Raw genomic sequence first — 21,893 nt, 5'->3', positions numbered from 1 at the left:
CAACATGGATATTCCCGTACTCGACTGGACCCGCTTCACAAGCGGTGATGATCCAACGGGTTTCGTTGCCGACCTTGGCAAGGCCTGCCGCGAGACTGGCTTTTTTGTGATAACAGGGCATGGGGTTTCGCATGATCTAATTGCGAATGTTTATACGATGGCAGATCGGTTCTTCGCCCTTCCGGCCGCGACAAAGGCCAAGGTCGCGATTTCCAAAAATCCGCATAATCGCGGCTGGGCACAACAAGGCAGCGAAGCCTTGGACGAAGCCTCGGGTCTCAAAGATCGCAAAGAGGCCTTTAACGTCGGCCTCGACCTGCCTGCTGACGACCCACGTGTGATCGCCGGTGAGCCGTTTCGCGGCGTAAATGTCTGGCCAGAGATTGAAGGCTTTAAGGATGTGATGCTTGACTACTACGAACAGGTTCTGAACCTCGGGCGTACGCTACACAGTGCGATTGCAACCGACCTTGTCCTGCCGCCGCAGTATTTTGCCCCTCATTTCACCGAACCAATGGCGACCCTACGCGTGTTATCCTACCCCGCAGCGCCTGATGGTGAAGGTATCGGCGCGGGTGCGCACAGCGATTACGGGTCGATCACGTTGTTGATGACGGATGGCGTTGCAGGCTTACAAGTCAAACCACGCGGCGGCGATTGGACGGATGTGCCCCACATTCAGGATGCCTATATCGTTAATATCGGGGATAGCCTGATGCGGTGGTCCAATGACCTGTATGTATCCACACCGCACCGTGTGCTCCCGCCGAAATCCGCGCGCCGCTCGATTGCGTTTTTTCTCGACCCGAACCCAGAAAGCGTGATCACCGCCCTACCGGGCACTGGGACCGCAAAATACGATCCAGTAAGCGCCGCCGACTATCTACGTTCCCGCCTTGATGCCACCTACACACCGGAGCCCAAATAATGAGACGCCTCGACTGGTTCGAATTCAAAACAACAGAATTCGCCACCTTTGACCCTGAAAAGACGATTGCAATTCTGCCGACCGCCGCCATTGAGCAGCACGGGCCGCACCTGCCTGTCGGCGTGGACACCTTTATCAACGAAGGGATGCTGGCACAGCTACGTGCGACGCTGCCTGATGACATCACGGTTTTGATCCTTCCGGTGCAAACGGTTGGTAAATCCAACGAACATATCCACGCGGAAGGCACGTTGACCTATACTGCCAAAACCGCCTTGGACGCATGGACGGAAATCGGGCTATCCGTGGCGCGTGCGGGCATTAAGAAAATGGTGATCGTGAATTCTCATGGCGGGAACCTTGATCTTATTTCCATTCTGGGTCGCGAATTGCGGGTTCAGGCGGGGATGATGGTCGTTAAGTGCCAGTGGGGGAATTTCGGAAAGCCAACAGGCATGTTTTCCGAACAAGAAAACAAATTTGGCATTCACGGCGGCGATTATGAAACCTCGTTGATGCTGCATTTCAAACCGCATCTGGTCGACATGGAACAAGCCAAAGATTTCCGCTCGACAGCGGAAACCGCACCTATTTCTCCGATTGGTCCTGTGAACCTTGCATGGGTTTCCAAAGATCTAAACGGTGCAGGCACCGTTGGTGAAGCGCATCTTGCAACGGCACTCAAAGGCGAAACTACCTGTAAGCTTCAGGTGGACGGCTTCATCGATATGCTCGCTAAATTGCGTGACTTATCCACCGATGGCTACGCACCGGCGATCCCAAACTAGACCAAGCCCGCCAGTAAGTAGCCTCAGAAAAGCTGGGTTCGGGTGCCGAGAAGTGCCGAGAATTAGAGCGCAACCGGTCTGCACAGACGAAAGTCGACATCCGAACCTGCACCTGATGTGGTTGCGCGTACAGTCGTAGTATGAAACGCAAACAAATCACAGGCCATAGGGCCGCCGTTCAGCTTGCCATAAGCGCAAAGTGCAATTTTAAGAGCGCGCGCCCGCCGCCGGAGCAGGTTCTTCCCCCCGGAGGCAAATGGCCGAGAAGTTGGAGACTGTCAGAAAGCTATAGCGCTGCAATCACAGTCTCCATCTTCTTGTATCCTTGATTTAGTAAATAGCGACAGAGAAATAACGGCTTGTGATCTCTTCGTAGGTCCCATCCTCAAGGGTTTGCGCAATCGCGGCGTTCATTGTCGCCATTAGCTGATCGTCGCCTTTGCGCATGGCGGCACCCACACCAAGCCCCAAAATTGCGGGATCATGCGCGACCGCGCCAAGGATTTTGCAACATGATCCTACTGGTTCTTCGACAAAGATCCCCATGGCGATGCTGTCGGCCCGAACGGCGTCACTACGGCCGGATGCAAGATCCTGGTTGGCTTCCTCTTGTGTCTGATAGATGCGGATTTCTGTATCGACAAAGTGTTGTTGCGCATATGCTTGGTGGGTGGTCGAACCTTGCACGCCCAATATTTTGCCTTCCAGACTTTCTGGTGTTGGTTCAAAATCCAAGGATTTATCGGCAATGATCACCGCCGGTGTCTGGTAATATTTGTCTGAAAAATCACCGACCTGCTGGCGTTCAGCGGTGTTTGACATTGACGCCATGATAACGTCGATCTGTTGGCCGATCAGTGACGGAATGATGCCATCCCAAGCAACCAGTGTGATTTCACACTCAAGACCTCCGCTCAGCTGGGGGCCTTTTCCAACTGGATACACAGGGAGTTCGACGCCACCAAACGCGATTTATGAGGGACTCCTAGCGTCCTAGACGCCTGCTTTATTCCTTTCCTTCTGTTCGGTTTCATAGTCAACTGGTGACAGCATGTCGTTGTTGGTGTGCTTGCTGTTGGGTTGTAGAACATCTCATGTCGCCGAACACAGCTGCGTCGCGTGTCGGCGCGACAGATGCCGGAATGTTGGGCGCAAGGAAGCCAATGGTCCTGCCTGACGGCCCAAACCAGCGTTGGTCGTTGGATTTGTCTCTGAAACGCGAGCGCATTCGTCGGCGTACCTAGAAAACACGCTAACGAGCCAGGCAGCCCATTCTTTCTGAAATTCACCATGCTCGCCTGGGGTTTGTCCATTGCCAAAATAACAGGCACATCTGAGATGGTTGCTCATTTTGTGTCGCAAAAATAGAGTTCCGCTTATTCTGGTTGCACCTTTTCTGGGAACCCACTGGCGTTTCTGTCCAAATCGAGGGCGAACCATACTTGCCGAAACTTGAGGACATCAAATGAAATTTGAAAAAACACTGCTAGCGGCTTTTGCCGCAGTAATCACAACGCCTGCACTGGCTGAGACCGCGATACCATTTGCACTAGACTGGAAATTTGAGGGACCGTCGGCTCCGTATTTCCATGCATTAGATTCAGGCTACTTCGCTGACGCTGACCTAACCGTGACAATTAGCGAAGGTGCGGGCTCATTAGATGCGATTCCAAAAGTTGCAACAGGGGCGTTCCCGATGGGTTTCGCCGACATCAATTCCCTGATGCGTTTCCTTGATCAGAACCCTGACGCCCCGGTGACTGCTGTGATGATGGTTTATGATAAACCTCCTTTCGCAGTCGTTGGTCGCCCGTCCTTGGGGGTTAGCGAACCATCCGACCTCGAGGGCAAAATCCTTGGCGCGCCGCCCCCCGATGGGGCTTGGGCGCAGTTCCCGATTTTTGCGGCTGAAACCGGAATTGACGTGGATGCGATCACAGTCGAGCCCGTCGGTTTCCCGACGCGCGAACCGATGCTGGCCGAAGGTAACGTCGCCGCGATCACTGGATTTTCATTCTCGTCAACGCTCAACTTGAAACGCTTAGGCGTCGAAGAGGAAGATATCTCAGTGCTGCTGATGGCAGATTATGGCGTTGACCTGTATGGCAACGCGATCATCGTCAACACCGATTTCGCAGAGGCCAACCCAGAGGCTGTCACTGCGTTTCTTGGCGCCGTCGCGATGGGGTGGACCGACGCCATTGCAACGCCTGAGGCGGCGATCGAAGCACTAATGGAGCGTAATCCAGCCGCAGACGCCGCGCTTGAAACCGAGCGACTGCAAATGGCAATCGACGCTAACGTCTTGACTGATTACGTCATCGAAAACGGCATGGGCGGTATTGATACCGACCGTATGGCAAACGCAATCGAGCAGACAAAGTCGGTTTATGAGTTCGTGAACGATCCTGATCCAGCGCTTTATTTCGATCCAAGCTATCTGCCGGCAGATGGCAGCCTCATGCTAAAATAAGATATTGAGGGGGTGCTGTCCTGGCGCCCCCACATTCAAAGGCTTTCTTCTCATCGAAAATCTCATCGAAATCAAAGGTGCGCGCCATGCGTATCAAACGGCAAGCGGGCCTTTGCCCGTGCTTGACGGGCTGGATGTGGCTGTTCCCGCGGGCACCTTTGCCGCTGTTGTTGGCCCATCTGGTTGCGGAAAATCCACGCTGACCAAGTTGGTTGCTGGCCTCATGAAGCCCGACGAAGGCGAAGTGTGGCTACATGGCGAACGCGTTACTGGCCCGCGTAAAACCGTGGGTATGGCGTTTCAAAATCCAGTGCTGCTTGAGTGGCGTTCCATTCTGGACAACGTGATTTTGCCGCTTGAAATCGTGGCGCCCAAGATGCCCACAAAAGACCGTACCGCGCGTGCGATGGAATTGCTTGAAATGGTTGGGCTTGCCGGATTTGAAAACAAGCGCCCATCTGAATTGTCCGGTGGCATGCGTCAGCGCGCATCTTTGTGTCGCTCGATTGTGCATAAACCCGAGGTTTTGATCCTTGATGAACCCTTCGGTGCGCTTGACGCATTTACCCGTGAAGATCTATGGCAAACCATGCGCGACCTACGTGCTGCGGAACCGTTTACGGCCGTCCTGATTACCCATGATCTGCGCGAAAGTGTCTTTCTTGGCGACCAAGTGATCGTGCTGTCGGGACGCCCAGCGCGTACACAATACGTGATGGATGTTGATCTGCCCGCCGATAGAACACTGGACGTTTTGTTTACCCCGCCAGCCGCCGAAATGCTGCACACCCTGCGCGACCAGATCAAGATCGCCCAAGGGCGTGCCGATGAAGGAGGGGTCTAATGCTCCGCAAAATCATCACACCCGTCCTCGCCATCTTAATCTTTCTTGGTTTATGGGAACTCTTGGTGTGGGCCAACGGCTGGCCCAACTATAAAATGGCGTCCCCCTCAGACCTTCCGCCAGCGTTCTGGAAGTACAAAGAACTGTTTTTACTCATGGGATGGCAGACGCTTTGGCGCACGGTTGTGGGGCTGTTATTGGCCGTGATCGTTGGCACATTGATCGGGATGATTATCGGCTTCTCAAAGCTCGCACGTGACGCGCTATATCCTTTGCTCGTGGGCTTTAACGCGATCCCAAAGGCAACATTGGTGCCGGTTATTTCGCTTATTTTTATCGGCCAGCATGATTTTAACACCATTCTCATGGCCTTCATGATTTCCTTCTTTCCGATCGCGGTCTCTGTCGGCATCGGCCTCTCGACATTAGAGCCTGAATACCGTGATATCTTGCGCGCGTTGGGTGCATCTCGCTTCACGATCTTTCGTAAGATTGCCCTGCCAAAGACGCTGCCTGAATTCTTCGGCGCTCTCAAAGTATCCGCAACGCTGGCCTTTATTGGCACGAACCTCGTCGAGATCGTCAGCCCACATGGACGCGGGCTTGGCGCCTTGTTCAAGTCTGGAGAGACGAACGGTGATTACCCGTTGATGTTCGCCGTGCTGATCGCCTTGGCCGTTCTTGGCATTGTTTTGTATTATGCCGTGATCTTCTTAGAACGAACATTCGCGGGTTGGGCGGATCGGGAAGGCACCTAAGCTGACTGGGACGCGTGTTTTGGTGTTCAAATTGCGCGCCCATTATGTGTTCGCCCCTTGGTCACTTCGTTGCAGAGCTTGGGATACCAAATATAAGAGCAGGCGGCAGTGCCTCGAGGTTGTTAAGCAAGTGATCATGACCGCTGTTAGGTAGCTGCTAATGGATAAGAAACGGCACCCCTTTGGGAGCCGTTTTCTATTGGGCACAGCCAATGCCAACAATTCCGGCAGATCACGATCGAAAGTTCTGGCCTCCTTAGGCCCCCGAATGGCCTGATGTGCATATTTAGATTGTTGGCCATTGCTTTCAGTATCTTTTCTGCCAGCAACCGCTTTAGTTTTGTGTTCTCATCACTGACCGCACGCAGCGTTGCCGGATCTGCGACATCCATAGCGCCGCATATTGTGCCTAAGCCGAGGATTGGATAAGGGGCCACATCATTGCAATCTAGGGGTGAGGGAGAATTCTATTGCGGTTTGTCAAATTCTTCGTTGCTCTCTTAGCCGTTGTCATTTCAGTGCTTGTGGCTGAACCTCTATTTGGGAGGCAGCAGATAGTCGTGTCGATTGAAAAGGTTTATGCCGTAAGGGAATGCACTGGACGCAATCGCCGGGTTTGGGGGCTCCCGAGGCGTTCGAGTGTACCTGCTCAGTCGCCCGGAAGTTTTTGCGGTTTAGTAAGAACAGATATGGGTGTTTTCGATTTGCCCGAGGGCGGTTGGATATTTCGCGGGAAACGCGCTGAAATGTTGGATATACTTAAAGAGGATTGTAGATTTGAAATTACAGTAAGTGGTTTTGGCCCACCGCTTGCACCGGGCGCTGGCGTACGGACAACAGGTGTAAAGACTCTTCGTTCAATAGATAGCATCTTGGGTTGTTTAACCGAATGAACGGTTGGAATAGGTGTGGCGCATCTCTTAGTTGGCAGCGCAACCGAGCGTAAACCCTAGTCACAAGTTTATGGCCTATGCGCTTGTCGCCCCATTTTCTTCCACAGTGCTTCTAGCGCTGAATCCCCAACACAAATTTGTGGTTGATGTTTGCGAAATCTAAAGACGTTTACGCCGAGGAAAGCGGCGAGCGTTCATAATTTGCGCGACAACTTGTAGGCCCTCTGCTGGTCATCACCGTCTTCGCGGTGGTCTTTCAATGAAGATAAACGAATTCACAGTTTTCCAGTCTCTTGAAGCTAGTGGTGATACCCTTCGCTACGGGTATCGGGTGGATGAAACGTTGGCGACTGTAAACACATCTAGCAAAGGTGCCATCGTCGCCGAGATTTGCGCTCCCGAATTTCTTGGTGACCTCATTGCGCGTGGTGGGAAGGTCATTGAAACTTATCGGACAATGGATGGGCGGATCATGGCCGAATTTGTGATCACCGCAATGGACTGCACCACATGAAATTAAGGGAATAATGATTAGCTTCCCACTTGCCCTCAGCCCCTCTCCCCGCTATATGCCAGCAATCGCCCAGCCTCGGATTCGTCCGGGGCTGGGCTTTTATTACTCTGGGCACCTACGGGGGCCTATAACATCGGGGTCTGGAAACAGGCCCTCCTAAGCAAACGGAAGAAGCTAACATGGCACTTAAGTCGTATAAGCCGACGACGCCAGGCCAACGTGGGTTGGTGCTGATCGACCGTTCGGAGCTTTGGAAAGGACGTCCCGTCAAATCCCTTACACAGGGTCTGACGAAATCGGGCGGCCGGAACAACACCGGACGAATCACAATGCGTCGCATTGGTGGGGGCGCAAAGCGTCTTTACCGTATCGTTGATTTCAAACGTAACAAGCTGGACATGTCCGCGGTTGTTGCACGTATTGAATATGACCCGAACCGGACCGCGTTTATCGCGTTGATCCAGTACGAAGACGGTACACAAAACTATATTCTTGCTCCACAGCGCTTGGCTGTTGGTGACAAGGTGATCGCATCTGCTAAGGCTGATATTAAGCCGGGCAACGCAATGCCATTCTCTGGCATGCCAATCGGTACGATCATTCACAACATCGAAATGAAACCGGGCAAGGGCGGTCAAATCGCACGTGCTGCTGGTACATACGCACAGTTCGTCGGTCGTGACGGTGGCTATGCGCAAATTCGCCTGTCTTCAGGTGAATTGCGTCTGGTTCGTCAGGAATGCATGGCGACAATCGGTGCCGTGTCTAACGCTGACCACTCTAACCAGAACTTCGGTAAAGCTGGCCGTATGCGTCACAAGGGCATCCGTCCTTCTGTACGTGGTGTCGCGATGAACCCGATCGACCACCCGCACGGTGGTGGTGAAGGCCGGACATCTGGTGGTCGTACGCCTGTAACACCTTGGGGTAAAGACACCAAGGGCAAGCGCACCCGTAACAAAAACAAAGCATCGCAACGTCTTATTGTACGTTCGCGTCATGCCAAGAAGAAGGGTCGGTAATTATGGCTCGTTCCGTCTGGAAAGGCCCGTTCGTCGACGCCTATGTCTTGAAAAAGGCAGAAGCATCACGCGAAAGCGGTCGCAACGAAGTGATCAAAATCTGGTCACGTCGTTCAACTATCCTGCCTCAGTTCGTTGGTCTCACCTTTGGTGTGTACAACGGCAAGAAGCATATCCCTGTTAACGTCTCTGAAGACATGATTGGTCAAAAGTTCGGTGAATATTCACCAACCCGCACCTATTATGGTCACGCAGCTGACAAAAAAGCGAAGCGGAAATAAGCCATGAGCAAGGATACAAATCCCCGCCGCGTGGCCGACAACGAAGCACGTGCAAAACTGCGCATGCTCCGCACTTCGCCACAAAAGCTGAACCTCGTCGCTGGTCTGATCCGTGGCAAGAAAGTTGAGCAGGCTCTGACTGACCTGACTTTCTCTAAAAAGCGGATTTCTGATGACGTGAAGAAATGTCTTCAGTCTGCCATCGCGAATGCTGAAAACAACCACAACCTTGATGTTGATGAACTGGTCGTTGCCGAAGCATATTGCGGCAAAAACCTGATCATGAAGCGCGGTCGTCCGCGGGCCCGTGGTCGTTTTGGTAAGATCATCAAGCCATTTGCCGAAATCACAATCGTGGTTCGCCAAGTTGAGGAGCAATCATAATGGGTAACAAAGTAAACCCCATCGGCATGCGTCTTCAGGTCAACCGTACCTGGGATAGCCGCTGGTATGCTGACACCAAAGATTATGGTGATCTGCTACTCGAAGATCTGAAGATCAAAGACTTCATCAAAAAAGACTGTGCACAGGCTGGTATCAGCCGCGTGATCATCGAACGTCCGCACAAAAAGTGCCGCGTTACGATCCATGCTGCCCGTCCAGGTGTGATCATTGGTAAGAAAGGTGCAGACATCGAAGGTCTGCGTCAGAAACTTGCTAAGCTGACCGCATCTGAACTGCACCTGAACATCGTTGAAGTACGCAAGCCTGAATTGGACGCAGCCTTGGTTGCTGAATCCATCGGTCAGCAGCTTGAGCGTCGTGTGTCTTTCCGTCGTGCTATGAAGCGCTCGGTTCAAAACGCAATGCGTATGGGCGCTCTGGGTATCCGGATCAACCTCGCGGGTCGTCTTGGCGGTGCTGAAATCGCGCGTACTGAATGGTACCGTGAAGGTCGCGTTCCGCTGCACACTTTGCGTGCAGACATCGACTATGCATTGTTCGAAGCTATGACACCTTATGGGATCATCGGCATCAAGGTATTCATCTACAAAGGTGATATCATGGAGCACGACCCGTCAGCGCACGATCGTAAACACGCCGAGCTGCAAGAGGGTTCCATTCCTCGCGGCGCTGGCCGTCGCTAAGGAGCTAGATAAATGCTACAACCAAAGCGTACAAAACACCGGAAACTGCACAAAGGCCGTATCCGTGGTGAAGCAAAAGGCGGTTCTGATCTGAACTTTGGTACATATGGTCTTAAAGCCATTGAGCCAGAACGGATCACTGCCCGTCAGATCGAAGCCGCACGTCGTGCCATGACGCGTCACATGAAGCGTCAAGGCCGCGTCTGGATCCGTATCTTCCCAGACACCCCTGTGACATCTAAGCCCGTCGAAGTGCGTATGGGTAAAGGTAAAGGCTCTATCGATTTTTGGGCATGCAAGGTCAAACCTGGCCGCGTGATGTTCGAAATTGATGGCGTCGACGAAGTTGTTGCCCGTGAGGCCCTGCGCCTTGCAGCGATGAAGCTTCCTATCAAAACACGCACCGTGGTGCGCGAAGATTGGTAAATTTCGCATAGCGAAATTTACCAAGTGCGACGTAGTGAATTTGCAAAGCAAATTGGCGGGTCGCACCGCGTAGAGTTAAAGAGCCCCCGCTGAGAAATCAGCGGGGGCTTTTTGTACTTTCAGTTTAGTAGCTGTTTGGATTCTGCCTCGCCACGCTGCTATTTATACGAAAAACTGGCGCTTGTTGACTTTGGACCGCCCTGTAGCGTCAGAATGAAGTCCACACCAAACGAGCGCGCCGAACGGCCTAATTGATCAAGCAGGGTGTCAGGTGAAAATGGAATTACGCCGGGTTGCTCCCGTTCGTGCAGCACGCACCGTCTTTGGTGTCATCGCTCAGCCAAATGCCGTGTCAGCTGTTAAATCTGATCTGCTGCGCACCGCTCTTGCGATGACACGTTCTTCGTCCGTTGGGATCACAAGGATACGTGTAGGTCCACTGCCTATATCGCGCGGGTCCGGGTGTCTTGTGCCATTTATCGTAAGCCCAAGATAATCAAGGCCCTCGGTGATCCGTTCCCGGATGATCCCGGCGTTCTCACCAATGCCTCCGCAAAACACCAAACCGTCCAGCCCACCAAGAACAGCAGTCAGCGCGCCAATTTCGCGGCGTGCCCGAAACACGTAGTAATCAATGGCGCGCTTCGCCTCGGCGGTGTCTGATTGCAATAACGTGCGCATATCACCGGAGATACCCGATAACCCCAGCAGGCCACTTTGCTTGTAGAGAAGGGTCAGGACATCCTGCGATGTCATGCCCTTTTGTTCCATCAAGTGTAGCACGACGCCGGGGTCAATTTGCCCGCACCGCGTGCCCATCGGAAGCCCATCCAGCGCTGAGAACCCCATCGTAGATCCGACGCTTCTGCCGCCCCGAATAGCACACATCGACGCGCCATTGCCAAGGTGGGCGACGATCATCCGACCTGCGTGCAATTCCGGGAAATCCCGCGCAATCACATCTGTCACATAGTCATAGCTTAGCCCATGGAACCCATAGCGGCGAATGCCCTCGTCATAAAGGTTACTTGGTATCGCGAAGGCGTCGTTCACCCAAGGGTGGCCGCGGTGAAATGCCGTATCAAAACAGGCGACTTGTATGGCATCTGGAAAAACATCATGGGCGGCGGTCACACCGGCCAGATTATGCGGTTGGTGCAAAGGGGCCAGAGGGCTGAATTCAGCCAGTGCGCGTTGGACTGTGGGGGTCAGCACAACCGGCGCTGCAAAGTCGGGGCCGCCGTGCACGACCCTGTGACCAACACCAGTGATGTGGATCCCGCGCATATGCGGCGCCAGCGCATTCATGACGCTTTGCAGGGCGTCATGTTGGGTCTGTGCTTCGACCTGATCGCAAACTTTCATTTCGCCGTGATGCAGGATCAACTGCGCCTTTTGCCCGATCCCGTCAATCTGGCCATGCACCAGCAAAACGGGCTCATCTGCGTGCTCATAAAGCCCGAACTTGAGTGAGGAGGACCCTGCATTCAACGTCAGAATGCCGCTCATGCGCGTAATGCTTTGCTGAGCAAGGCCGCGATGGCCGCCGAAGCGGTGCGTGTCCGGTCGTCATCGGCCCGGCTGGTCAGGATGATCGGGACCTGTGCGCCAAGGACGATGCCGGCGGCCTCTGCCCCTGCCAGATACATCAGTTGCTTGGCAATCATATTGGCGGCCTCCAGATCGGGTGCCACAAGCACATCCGCCTGTCCGGCGACGGGCGACACGATGTTCTTGGTGGCCACTGCGCGCATCGAGACCGCATTGTCAAAGGCCAGTGGTCCATCCAGCAAGCCGCCAGTGATCTGTCCCCGATCGGCCATTTTGCACAGCGCACCAGCATCCACCGTTGATTGCAATCGCGGTGTGATTGTCTCAACCGCAGAAAGGAGGGCCACTTTGGGTGCCTCGATGCCAATAGCAAGTGCGAGATCAATTGCGTTTTGGATGATATCGGCCTTGGTTGCCAGATCGGGCGCGATGTTGATCGCTGCATCCGTCATAAGCAGCGGCTTGGGATAGGTTGGGACATCCATAACGTAAACATGGCTCATCCGGCGTTCTGTGCGCAGTCCACCGGACTTCGACACGACAGCAGACATGATCTCATCGGTATGCAGCGCCCCCTTCATCAAAGCCTGCGCCTTGCCGTCACGGGCCAACGATACCGCCATTTCGGCAGAGGCATGGCTGTGCGGCGCGTCAATGATGGTCAGTTGGCTGATGTCGAGTTCATGCTCTGCGGCCACGACCTCTATGCGGTCCTTTGGTCCCAAAAGCAGCGGCTTTAACAGGCCCAAATCGTGCGCATGCACGGCACCCGCAAGCGAAGGTTTATCGCAAGGGTGAACGATGGCGACCGGCATTGGCTCTAACGCTTGTGCGCGTGCCAGCAGATCAGCGTGCACAGCCCCGTGTTTATGCAGTACCAGATCGGGCATCGTCACACGGGGTCTGCGAATTTTTCGGTCAGGTGCAATTACATGCGCTTGGCCTGCAATCACGGGCTTGCCGTTCCCGTTGGTGCAGGTGCAATCAAGGGTCAGGCGTTTCTTTTCAACATGCTTTTCCGCGACCGTCACCCGCACGGTCACGGTATCACCAATGCCGACGGGCTTGAGGAACTTCAGCGATTGTTCCAGATAGATCGTCCCCGGCCCGGGCAATTGCGTGCCCAGCACGTTCGAGATCAGCGCGCCACCCCACATCCCATGGGCAATCACCTTGTGAAATATGTCACCTTCGGCAAACTCCGTGTCCACATGTGCCGGGTTCACGTCACCGGATACCACGGCAAATGCGTCAATATCGCGTGCCGTCAACGTGCGGACCAGTTCCGCGAAATCCCCCACCTCTATCTCGTCGAATGGGCGGTTTTCGATGAATTCCAATGCTGCATCAGATTCAGACAACATGGTGGCCACCGTCGATGTAGGCCGTATTGCCACTGACGGAACGGGCAAAGTCGGTCACAAGGCAGGCCGCCATCGCCCCGACCTCGTCAATTGTCGTCAGGCGATGCATCGGCGCGCGGGCCTTGGCGTCGTCAATCAGCGTATCAAAATGGTCAATGCCAGAGGCAGCACGGGTCTGCAAAGGCCCCGGTGACAGCGCGTTCACCCGGATGTTCTTGGGCCCCAGTTCAACCGACAGATACCGCGTTGTTGCTTCCAAAGCGGCTTTGACTGGTCCCATGACATTGTAATGATCAACAACCTTTTCGGCCCCGTGATACGACACCGTCAGGATCGTGCCACCGTCTTTCATCAAGGGCTCAGCCCCTTTGACGAGGCGGATCAATGAATGGACCGACACATCCATCGCCAGCCCAAAGCCAGCCTGCGAACAATCAACAACACGCCCATGTAGATCGTCCTTTGGACAAAAGGCTATCGAGTGCAAAAGAAAATCCAGCTTACCCCATGTCTTTTCCAACTGGGCGAACACCGCTTCGGTCTGATCGTGGTTCGTGACGTCCAGCGGCAAAAACATCTCTGCCTCCAGCGCCTCGGCCACAGGTTCTACAAACCCTCGCGCCTTTTCGTTTTGGTAGGTGATGCAAAGATCAGCCCCCGATGCGCGGAAGGCGGCCGCACATCCCGCAGCGATCGAGTGCCGGTTGGCGACCCCCACTACCAGCCCCTTTTTACCCTTCAACAGTTCATTTTGTGGTAGCATTGCTTACTCCATCATGACGTATGTGCCGGGCGCAGGCGTCAGCGGTTTCGCGAATTTGGGGGGGGTGACCGGCGCGCCGGACAGATCGGCTAGCCAAGTCGCCCATGCGGGCCACCAACTGCCATCTTGCGGTGTTGCCGCGGTGATCCAGTCTTCGGGACCCAACGCTTTGTCAGCATCGCGTGTTGTGTGCATGTGAAAATGGCGGCGCTTGTGGCCCGGCTCTGACAGGATGCCCGCGTTATGGCCGCCGTTTGTCAGCGCGAATGTCACATCGGCATGGCTCAGATTGTGGATCTTGAAAACCGATTTCCATGGCGCGATGTGGTCCGTTTCGGTTCCCACACCAAAGACGGGCACGCGAATATCGCGCAACGAGACCGTATGATCATCGACGCTATAGCGTCCGGCTGCCAGATCATTGTTCAAGAACATATGACGCAGGTATTCCCCATGCATTTGTGAGGGCATCCGTGTGCTGTCGGCGTTCCACGCCATCAGATCGTTCATCGGGACATCATCGTCATCCAGCAGGTATTTGCGGATCATCTGCGACCAGATCAGATCGTTCGAGCGCATCATCTGAAATGCACTCATCATCTGTTCCGCGTCCAGATAGCCCTGGGCCTGCATGACGTCCTCAAGAAATGACACCTGACTTTCGTTGATAAAGAGGCCGAGTTCCCCCGGCTCACTGAAATCAGTTTGGGCGGCAAGCAGGGTCATGCTGGCCAAGCGGTCGTCGCCGTCGCGGGCCATAGCCGCCGCTGCAATCGACAACAATGTACCGCCAAGGCAATAGCCCGCAGTATGGATTTTCTGCGCGCCAGTAGAGGCGCTGATATGATCAATCGCGGCGCGCGGCCCCTGATCCAAGTAATCCTGCATCCCCAATGCAGCGTCGCCCGCGTCGGGGTTTCGCCATGAAATCATGAAGACGGTGAACCCATTTTCAGTAAGATAGCGCACCAGCGAATTGGCAGGGCTTAGGTCAAGGATATAGTATTTCATGATCCAGGCAGGGACGATCAGGATTGGCTCGGGATGCACCTTGTCGGTGGTCGGCGCATATTGGATCAATTCTATCAGGTGGTTGCGGAACACAACCTCACCGGGGGTGGCTGCAACATCACTGCCAACCTGCGCGTTGCCGGTCTTATGATCCTGATCCTGCTGATCACGCAGCCAGCGTGCAAAGCCGTGCTGCAGGTTCACCCCGCCCATCGCGGCTGTGCGCGCAAGTACTTCAGGATTGGTTGCCACAAAATTCGAAGGGGCGGCTGAATCTAGTAATTGTCGCATCACAAAAGTCATTGTGCGGTCGTGCGCGGGGCTCAATCCAGGCACATCTGTCGTAGCCTGATCCCAAAAGTCCTCTGCCAACAAAAAACCTTGCGCCAGTGCCGCGAAAGGGGGCTGTGCCCAGCTTTCATCACGAAAACGGCGGTCGGTCTTAGGGGCCGTGATCGGCAGCATATCCGGGTCGTCAGGACACCCCTGCGAGACGTAATTTACCCAAGTGAACCAATGCTCTGCCGCTGTCTGCGCGAGCGCGACCTGCTTGTCGGGCGCCATCGCTAAATGAAGGCTCCAGTCTGTCCACATAGTCATCAAAGACGCAGGCGAGCTGCCGCCGGTAACGCTGGCAAGGCGCTGTCGCATGGGGCGTTCTGCACCTTTGTTGGCGGGAATTAAGGATTTATCGGCATTGTGCGTTGTATTGAGGTCTTTCATAGGCACGCTTTCCATCAATCGCTTGTGATGATGGTCTAGCCGTAGACAATGACAGCCAAGTAACAATTGCTGCACGGCAGCATTTTTGCTCGGAGGTGGCCCGAAATGGCGCGAAAATCACCGAAATCGCTAGGTAATTAGCCAATACAATAACAAAACATCAGGAGCGGTAAGCGATGCGTCACCTGAGAACGACTGCTCTTATTGTCGGCTCTCTTGAAAAGTAGACAGAATGTAAATAGCGGCCACTCGCGAGCGCTGCAGCGTTGGAAACTTTGGGCTTTTGCGCACAGGCTATTTGAATGACCCAGCCTTTCACACCGCTTCAGCGTATCGCTGCCTCGTCGATGCCCAGAAAGAACGACAGTTATCCGTTGCATTGGGGAGCAATGTGACGGTAGGTCGTACCCCGTAAAAAGCATAGCATTAAAGTTGAAAAGTCTGACGCTCATCAACTGCTTCTGCATAAGTTGATCCAGTTCATCAAAACTTTCACTGTATTGAGTATCTGACATGATCCACCTGTTCGCCTTCATAAAACCGGAAACTTGAATAGGGCACATCGTAAGTTATCATTGCGCCGCCGGCTTGGCGTTCAAGCCAGCGCGTCAAAGCCGCTGGGTCATGAATAAATTTGGCGATAAAGAACAAGCAAACCGCGACGTCCAGAAGCGATGTGAAATGATTTCAGCCAAACGCGTCGATATTCACATCGGTTTGCCCAACCGCTCCTTCGTTAAAGCACTCTCCAGATTCAGATAGCGTTCAGCCGCCGCAAGATAGTGGTCTAAATCGTAGGCTAAAGACGATGCTGGACTACGTGTGGCCGGATCGTCTATCGGCAGCCCAAGATATAGGAAAGGCGCCGAAGTGAACCTATGCAAATCTTCGAGCTAATATCGCCCCTTCACCGTCAATCGGCTGGCGCTCTGCTACGTTGTCTTGCACATATGCGGCGGACGACAGGCTGGACACAAGACGAGGATACTCGAAGGGAGTTCGATCGCATTCATTTCAATCGCTTCCGTAAAATCGCACAACGCTGGTCGGCGTGATCCTGTACACTTCGTCTTCTAGCCCGTTGCTTTCCATAAACCGTGCAATGGACCCGAACGTCGCTGTGGCGACGCTTGGTCCGTGGTCGGCGGTGGTCAGGGCTTGGGATGCAACAGTGGCAAGCGCGCGTTGAAGCCCTCCAACTTGGATGGGTTGTGGTTCAAAATGGGCGGCGGTGTTGGCTTTGATTTGGTTCAGGTCATCGGTATCATAGAGCGCGGCCATCAGTACGTTAAGTGTATGTTCGGTGCAGTTTTGAAATTCGTTGGTATTGGGGTTGGCCAGTGCGGAATACACGGGGTTATGCAACGCCGCGTAAGTTGGGCTGCTGATTACATCCAGCAATTTGGTTTGCAGCCGAGGGTCGGGGATAATGACCCCTGCATCCAGCACATGCGCGCCGGCAAAGAAATCGGCCGGGCTGTCTTGGATTAAATCACTACGCACAGCATTATCGGCTTGTTGATACAGGTTATAAACCCGGTACCCTTGCCCGGTGCTGCCATCGGCGTGAGTGATCCGCGAATAAACCCAAATGCCGACATGTGTATAGTCAACAGCATCGGGAAGCTGCGCTGGGTCACGTCCAACGCGGCTTACAATTGCAACACGTGCGCCACGTGCTGCGAGATCCTGTTGGACGCGATTGGAAAAGCTGGCGACCTGATCCATGGGCAAAATAGCGACGCCATTGGCGCTGCTACCTGCAAAGGTAGGGGCCGGCGCGGCGAGAGTGGCCGCAAGCAAACATGCAGAAGTGAAACGTTTCATGGTAATCCTCCTTTGATTTAGTTCAACGACGGCGGACCGTCGGCCACAATGAGCGGATCAATATCAGTGCCATAGGCCGCGTCAGCGAGGGCTGCGCCTGAAACGGTCAGCACCGTGCCTGCGGCTGTCAACGGGGCCGCACTGACAAGCGCTGCGCCGGTTCCAACCGCCGCGACGCTGTGCCCGACAGCATTTCCGCTGTGGTCGACAGCTTGTGCAGAATGCTGTGCGCTGGGGGTTGCGCAGGCTGCAGACACGAACAACGCACCAAGGGCAATTGTTTGGGGAAGGCGAGTTTTCATGTGTTTATCCAATTCATGATCAATGTTCATGAATTGCTACGCTGCGCGCGCGACCTTGTCAATCAAAAATGAACAACGTTCATTTATATCGAGGCATCAACTCCAATTATAGTTGAAGCTGACCGAAATACGTTCGTCTTCTTCGGCCATGTTCATCGGCACCTCATGGCGCAACCAGCTTTCCCACAACAAAACATCTCCAACCGCAGGTTTGATGTAGATGAATGGGCGCAATTCATCGCGCGCGTCTTTTACACGCGTGGGCGCGGCCATCATCATTGGCAGGCGGGGGTCTTCGAGTTTCAGCGCACTGGCCCCTTCGGGCATGGCAACATATGTGGTGCCGCTGATGACTGAATGCGGGTGGATGTGGCTGGTGTGGATGCCGCCGGGGGGCAGGATGTTGATCCAAATATCTTCGAGCTTGAGCTCCTTGTCACCCAGATCAAATTCAAGGTCCTTGGCGAAAGCCGCGACATGTGCATCCAGCACTTTGACCAGATCTGCAAAGATCGGAAACCGCCACGGCAGATCGGTCAAAGATGCATAGGACGTATAGCCGGGATAGCCGTGTTCTTCGCACCAATCTTGGCCCGCTTCATCGTCATCGGCGATCACAAGGCAAGAGTTTTCTAACTCGGTTGGATCAATGGGGCCATGCTCGGCCAAAGGGGCGTGGTAAAGGCGGGTCGCGAACAGCGATTTGATATTAGACATAGGGTGGTTGTATCTCAGCAATTCGGAGAGCGCGAGGGGGCGTTAGAATGGCAAAGCCCCCGACGATGATATCGGGGGCTTCGGTCGTTTATTTCTTTTCAGGATGCAACGATGCGCCCAAGATGTGATCGGAATGCTTAACCGCGTGTGACGCATGCAGAACGATCTGCGGGTCAGGTGCAGTCGCGACTTCGGGGTCTTTGTCTGGGTAGTCCAGTTGTGACAAGAAATGCCGCATACAGTTCAGCCGCGCGCGTTTCTTGTCGTTAGACCGGATCACTGTCCACGGCGCGTCGGCGGTGTCGGTGTAAAAAAACATTGCTTCTTTGGCTTCGGTATAATCATCCCAGCGGTCAATACTGGCGCGGTCGATTGGGGATAGCTTCCACCGTTTGAGCGGATCGGTCTCGCGTGAATCGAACCGACTGCGCTGTTCTTCTTGGGTGACTGAGAACCAATATTTGAACAGGGTCACGCCGCTGCGTGTCAGCATCCGTTCAAATTCGGGTGTTTGGCGCATGAACTCTAGGTATTCATTGGGTTCGCAGAACCCCATGACCCGCTCAACACCGGCGCGGTTATACCATGACCGATCATACAGCACCATTTCGCCCGCCGTTGGCAGGTGTTTGATGTAGCGTTGGAAAAACCATTGCCCGCGTTCTTCGTCGGATGGTTTGTTGAGCGCGACAACACGTGCATCTCGTGGGTTCAGGTGTTCGGTAAACCGTTTGATCGTGCCACCCTTACCAGCAGCATCGCGCCCTTCGAACAACAGAACAATCTTTTGATCCGTTTCCTGCACCCAATGCTGCGCTTTAAGCAGTTCCACCTGCAAGGCGGCTTTTTCGTCTTCATAGCGCTTGCGGGGCAGGCGGCGCGCATAGGGATATTTCCCCTCTTCAAATCCAATGATTTCGGCAGTACGGGCTTTGTTGGAAGGTGCGGCTTTCTTAGTGGCGTTTGTCGGCATGGTTGCTCCTTTTACGTTTGAGGCAAACAGACCACAGATACGCGCAATTGTCGTTGATCTGCATCAAGGAGGGCGGACACTGCTTGTGGTGCAGAAGGGCAGGGATGAAGCTTGAGTTGCGCGTCTACCAAATGACTTCCGTGGCAAGGTGTTCATGGATTACGGTTCGGACTATCGTTTGTTTTCCTGTCAAAACTGAATATCGATAAATGTTCTTTTGTACGACTTTCCAATCAAATGAATTTGCAAACAGCCTAAGGTGAGATTCAGTGTTTAGTTGGTCTAATTGGACATGGCATATGCTTTGGGGCTCGTTCGGGAGCTGCATTTCCGCATCAAGATATGCGTGTGCCTTGGCGTTCTTCAACAATACGACGTCAATATCTGTATTGGCGGGAGTTACGGATATCCGAAGGGGGGAGACATTGTCTTCAATAGAAAGTCCGGCTATCAGTTGATCCTCAATCTTGCCGTTGCTCAGTAACACCTGCCCAATTCTAGAGCTGGTGTCGCTTTCACCAGTCAAGAAGCCTAGAAATGAAGCCATATACTCCTCCGCCCGAGAAAAGCGTTCGTTACATTCGCGACATATTCTGAGGGTCGTCATATTTTGGGGGAATGGGCGATTCAGGAGGCATTTTGTAGGAACGTGATCCATACTTGAATTTGACCGCACTATCGGCGTCATGCAGTGGATACAGATATTGTTTTTCATATCGTTTTGTAAACTATGTTCTCCCGTTGAGCAATCTGTCGACAAGCCTCTTGCCACATGGCCCCATCCCCCCTATACGGCCCACTTCTACCCCACTCCATCGGGAATCGGGTCACGCACGTGTGCGGCCTGCCGGTGATGTTGAAAAAGGAAAATGGCATGAACGCCAATGAACTGCGGGATAAAACGCCCGATCAGCTCCGTGAAGAGCTGGTGAACCTGAAAAAAGAATCCTTTAACCTGCGCTTTCAGCAGGCCACAGGCCAACTTGAAAATACTTCTGGTATCCGCGCTGCACGTCGCAACGCTGCCAAAGTGAAAACTATTCTGAACCAAAAAGCAGCGTCCGCTGCTTCGGAGGCTTAATCCATGCCTAAGCGTATCCTAGCTGGGGTTGTCACAAGCAACCAAAACGAACAGACGGTCACAGTTTCTGTAGAACGTCGTTACAAGCACCCGCTGCTTCAGAAAACCATTCGTAAGTCCAAGAAGTACCGGGCGCACGATGAGAAAAACACATTCAACGTCGGCGACCAAGTTCGCATTCAAGAGTGTGCTCCAAAGTCGAAAACCAAACGCTGGGAAGTGATCGCGTCCTAGGGCGTCCACCAACAGTTTAATCGAAACCCTGGGGCCCCGGACGGAAATCGGGACCACCCCATAGGTCGGAAGGAAACCAAATGATCCAGATGCAGACCAATCTGGATGTTGCTGACAATAGCGGCGCTCGCCGTGTTCAGTGCATCAAGGTTCTGGGTGGCTCACATCGTCGTTACGCGAGTGTCGGTGACATTATCGTTGTATCGGTGAAAGAAGCCATTCCACGTGGCCGCGTAAAGAAAGGTGACGTCCGCAAGGCCGTCGTCGTGCGCACCGCAAAAGAAGTACGTCGTGAAGACGGTACAGCAATTCGTTTTGACAGCAACGCTGCTGTCATCCTGAACAACAACAACGAACCAATGGGTACACGTATCTTTGGGCCAGTTGTTCGCGAATTGCGTGCGAAAAACTTCATGAAAATCATCTCGCTTGCTCCGGAGGTGCTGTAACTATGGCTGCTAAGCTCCGTAAAGGTGACGACGTGATCGTTCTTGCCGGTAAAGACAAAGGTCAAAAGGGCACTATCTCGTCCATCGACCCGAAATCAGGCAAAGCAATCGTTGACGGCGTTAACATGGCTGTCCGTCACGTGAAGCAATCTCAGGCAACACAGGGTGGCCGCACGCCAAAGGCGATGCCGATCCAACTGTCGAACCTGGCAATCGTTGACAAAAATGGCAAAGCAACACGTGTTGGCTTCCGTATGGATGGCGACAACAAAGTGCGCTTCGCTAAGACAACAGGGGATGCGATCTAATGCTTGATACCGCAAATTACACCCCACGTTTGAAAACTGAATACACTTCTAAAGTTCGCGCTGCGATGAAAGAAGAGTTCGGCTATAAGAACGACATGCAGATCCCAAAGTTGGACAAAATTGTTCTGAACATTGGCTGCGGTGCAGAAGCTGTCCGTGACAGTAAGAAAGCAAAATCTGCTCAGGAAGATCTAACAACAATCGCTGGTCAAAAGGCCATGACAACACGCGCTAAGAAATCAATCGCTGGTTTCCGCGTTCGTGAAGACATGCCGCTTGGCGCAAAGGTCACTTTGCGTGGCGATAAAATGTACGAATTCCTGGATCGTCTGATCACCGTTGCGATGCCACGTATCCGCGATTTCCGCGGCGTATCTGGTAAATCTTTCGACGGTCGCGGCAACTATGCCACTGGCCTCAAAGAGCATCTGGTGTTCCCCGAGATCAACTTCGACAAGATCGATGTGAACTGGGGCATGGACATCGTCATCTGCACCACAGCGAAGACTGACGCTGAAGCAAAAGCATTGTTGAAAGCTTTCAACATGCCGTTCAACAGCTAAGCGTTAGGGAGA

General features: G+C 53.7%; 26 protein-coding genes. 16 read left to right on the top strand and 10 right to left on the bottom strand.

What is annotated here, in order from left to right:
- Nucleotides 1-4: 4 nt before the first annotated feature.
- Together DS901_RS02395 and DS901_RS02390 are read left to right on the top strand one after the other, a co-directional pair.
- Nucleotides 5-928, top strand: a complete 924-nt coding sequence (locus tag DS901_RS02395; protein ID WP_113775307.1) for an isopenicillin N synthase family dioxygenase — start codon at nt 5-7, stop codon at nt 926-928.
- Nucleotides 928-1,716 carry a creatininase family protein gene (locus DS901_RS02390; RefSeq protein ID WP_113775306.1) on the top strand — a complete coding sequence of 263 codons (789 nt, stop codon included), beginning with the start codon at nt 928-930 and terminating at the stop codon, nt 1,714-1,716. The genes DS901_RS02395 and DS901_RS02390 overlap by 1 nt, the downstream gene beginning before the upstream one ends.
- Nucleotides 1,717-2,046: 330 nt before the next feature.
- On the opposite strand, the gene DS901_RS02385 is transcribed toward DS901_RS02390, so the two are convergent.
- Nucleotides 2,047-2,661: a transporter substrate-binding domain-containing protein gene (locus DS901_RS02385; protein WP_258546628.1), complete on the bottom strand. Its 615-nt coding sequence runs from the start codon at nt 2,659-2,661 to the stop codon at nt 2,047-2,049.
- A 520-nt stretch (nt 2,662-3,181) separates the two neighbouring features.
- Between DS901_RS02385 and DS901_RS02380 the strand changes: the two genes are divergently transcribed.
- The 9 genes from DS901_RS02380 (at nt 3,182) to rplP (ending at nt 10,015) form a co-directional block, all read left to right on the top strand.
- A complete protein-coding gene (locus tag DS901_RS02380; RefSeq protein ID WP_113775304.1) occupies nt 3,182-4,189 on the top strand; it encodes an ABC transporter substrate-binding protein in 1,008 nt (335 codons plus the stop codon).
- A 52-nt stretch (nt 4,190-4,241) separates the two neighbouring features.
- Nucleotides 4,242-5,033: an ABC transporter ATP-binding protein gene (locus DS901_RS02375; RefSeq protein WP_113775355.1), complete on the top strand. Its 792-nt coding sequence runs from the start codon at nt 4,242-4,244 to the stop codon at nt 5,031-5,033.
- A complete protein-coding gene (locus DS901_RS02370) occupies nt 5,033-5,791 on the top strand; it encodes an ABC transporter permease (RefSeq protein ID WP_113775303.1) in 759 nt (252 codons plus the stop codon). The genes DS901_RS02375 and DS901_RS02370 overlap by 1 nt, the downstream gene beginning before the upstream one ends.
- A 1,152-nt stretch (nt 5,792-6,943) precedes the next feature.
- Nucleotides 6,944-7,198, top strand: a complete 255-nt coding sequence (locus DS901_RS02365) for a hypothetical protein (RefSeq protein WP_113775302.1) — start codon at nt 6,944-6,946, stop codon at nt 7,196-7,198.
- Between the two features lie 179 nt (nt 7,199-7,377).
- Nucleotides 7,378-8,220, top strand: coding sequence for a 50S ribosomal protein L2 (gene rplB, locus DS901_RS02360; protein WP_113775301.1), 843 nt, complete (start codon nt 7,378-7,380; stop codon nt 8,218-8,220).
- A 2-nt stretch (nt 8,221-8,222) separates the two neighbouring features.
- Complete coding sequence (gene rpsS / locus DS901_RS02355) at nt 8,223-8,501, top strand: 30S ribosomal protein S19 (RefSeq protein WP_008236480.1); 279 nt, start codon at nt 8,223-8,225, stop codon at nt 8,499-8,501.
- A 3-nt stretch (nt 8,502-8,504) separates the two neighbouring features.
- Nucleotides 8,505-8,885 carry a 50S ribosomal protein L22 gene (rplV, locus tag DS901_RS02350; protein WP_113775300.1) on the top strand — a complete coding sequence of 127 codons (381 nt, stop codon included), beginning with the start codon at nt 8,505-8,507 and terminating at the stop codon, nt 8,883-8,885.
- Nucleotides 8,885-9,589, top strand: a complete 705-nt coding sequence (rpsC, locus tag DS901_RS02345) for a 30S ribosomal protein S3 (RefSeq protein ID WP_113775299.1) — start codon at nt 8,885-8,887, stop codon at nt 9,587-9,589. The genes rplV and rpsC overlap by 1 nt, the downstream gene beginning before the upstream one ends.
- A 12-nt stretch (nt 9,590-9,601) precedes the next feature.
- The gene (gene rplP / locus DS901_RS02340) at nt 9,602-10,015 is read left to right on the top strand and encodes a 50S ribosomal protein L16 (protein WP_113775298.1); all 414 of its coding nucleotides are present in this window, start codon (nt 9,602-9,604) and stop codon (nt 10,013-10,015) included.
- Nucleotides 10,016-10,351: 336 nt separating this feature from the next.
- Here the strand turns inward: rplP and DS901_RS02335 are convergent, their stop codons facing one another.
- From DS901_RS02335 to DS901_RS02295, 9 genes are all read right to left on the bottom strand, one after another.
- Nucleotides 10,352-11,524 (bottom strand): acetate/propionate family kinase, encoded by a 1,173-nt coding sequence (locus DS901_RS02335; RefSeq protein WP_113775297.1) that lies wholly within the window; start codon nt 11,522-11,524, stop codon nt 10,352-10,354.
- Complete coding sequence (locus DS901_RS02330; protein WP_113775296.1) at nt 11,521-12,930, bottom strand: bifunctional enoyl-CoA hydratase/phosphate acetyltransferase; 1,410 nt, start codon at nt 12,928-12,930, stop codon at nt 11,521-11,523. The genes DS901_RS02335 and DS901_RS02330 overlap by 4 nt, the downstream gene beginning before the upstream one ends.
- Nucleotides 12,920-13,675 (bottom strand): enoyl-ACP reductase FabI, encoded by a 756-nt coding sequence (gene fabI, locus DS901_RS02325; protein ID WP_220150208.1) that lies wholly within the window; start codon nt 13,673-13,675, stop codon nt 12,920-12,922. Before fabI ends, DS901_RS02330 begins: the two co-directional genes overlap by 11 nt.
- A 21-nt stretch (nt 13,676-13,696) precedes the next feature.
- Nucleotides 13,697-15,427: a PHA/PHB synthase family protein gene (locus DS901_RS02320; protein ID WP_181820732.1), complete on the bottom strand. Its 1,731-nt coding sequence runs from the start codon at nt 15,425-15,427 to the stop codon at nt 13,697-13,699.
- Nucleotides 15,428-16,441: 1,014 nt separating this feature from the next.
- Nucleotides 16,442-17,254 carry a DUF2145 domain-containing protein gene (locus DS901_RS02315; protein WP_113775293.1) on the bottom strand — a complete coding sequence of 271 codons (813 nt, stop codon included), beginning with the start codon at nt 17,252-17,254 and terminating at the stop codon, nt 16,442-16,444.
- A 17-nt stretch (nt 17,255-17,271) separates the two neighbouring features.
- Entirely contained in the window at nt 17,272-17,556 is a 285-nt protein-coding gene (locus tag DS901_RS02310) for a hypothetical protein (protein WP_147249828.1), read from the bottom strand.
- 96 nt (nt 17,557-17,652) lie between these two features.
- Nucleotides 17,653-18,273, bottom strand: coding sequence for a 2OG-Fe(II) oxygenase family protein (locus tag DS901_RS02305; protein ID WP_113775291.1), 621 nt, complete (start codon nt 18,271-18,273; stop codon nt 17,653-17,655).
- An 88-nt stretch (nt 18,274-18,361) separates the two neighbouring features.
- On the bottom strand, nt 18,362-19,246 hold the full coding sequence (ppk2, locus tag DS901_RS02300) for a polyphosphate kinase 2 (protein WP_113775290.1): 885 nt from the start codon (nt 19,244-19,246) through the stop codon (nt 18,362-18,364).
- A 124-nt stretch (nt 19,247-19,370) separates the two neighbouring features.
- Nucleotides 19,371-19,793 carry a hypothetical protein gene (locus DS901_RS02295; protein ID WP_147249827.1) on the bottom strand — a complete coding sequence of 141 codons (423 nt, stop codon included), beginning with the start codon at nt 19,791-19,793 and terminating at the stop codon, nt 19,371-19,373.
- 327 nt (nt 19,794-20,120) lie between these two features.
- On the opposite strand from DS901_RS02295, the gene rpmC reads away from it, so the two are divergent.
- The 5 genes from rpmC to rplE all read left to right on the top strand — a co-directional run bounded on the left by rpmC (nt 20,121) and on the right by rplE (nt 21,881).
- Nucleotides 20,121-20,327 carry a 50S ribosomal protein L29 gene (gene rpmC / locus DS901_RS02290; protein ID WP_113775354.1) on the top strand — a complete coding sequence of 69 codons (207 nt, stop codon included), beginning with the start codon at nt 20,121-20,123 and terminating at the stop codon, nt 20,325-20,327.
- Between the two features lie 3 nt (nt 20,328-20,330).
- The gene (gene rpsQ / locus DS901_RS02285) at nt 20,331-20,561 is read left to right on the top strand and encodes a 30S ribosomal protein S17 (protein WP_113775288.1); all 231 of its coding nucleotides are present in this window, start codon (nt 20,331-20,333) and stop codon (nt 20,559-20,561) included.
- Nucleotides 20,562-20,641: 80 nt separating this feature from the next.
- Nucleotides 20,642-21,010 carry a 50S ribosomal protein L14 gene (gene rplN / locus DS901_RS02280; protein ID WP_113775287.1) on the top strand — a complete coding sequence of 123 codons (369 nt, stop codon included), beginning with the start codon at nt 20,642-20,644 and terminating at the stop codon, nt 21,008-21,010.
- Between the two features lie 2 nt (nt 21,011-21,012).
- Entirely contained in the window at nt 21,013-21,318 is a 306-nt protein-coding gene (gene rplX / locus DS901_RS02275; RefSeq protein WP_090194839.1) for a 50S ribosomal protein L24, read from the top strand.
- A complete protein-coding gene (gene rplE, locus DS901_RS02270; protein ID WP_113775286.1) occupies nt 21,318-21,881 on the top strand; it encodes a 50S ribosomal protein L5 in 564 nt (187 codons plus the stop codon). Before rplX ends, rplE begins: the two co-directional genes overlap by 1 nt.
- Nucleotides 21,882-21,893 lie beyond the last annotated feature (12 nt).

Origin of the sequence: Loktanella sp. D2R18 (assembly GCF_003318235.1) — a bacterium.
Lineage (GTDB): Bacteria > Pseudomonadota > Alphaproteobacteria > Rhodobacterales > Rhodobacteraceae > Yoonia.
Note: the sequence above shows the minus strand (reverse complement) of the source record. Positions and strands in the feature narration are given on the sequence as shown.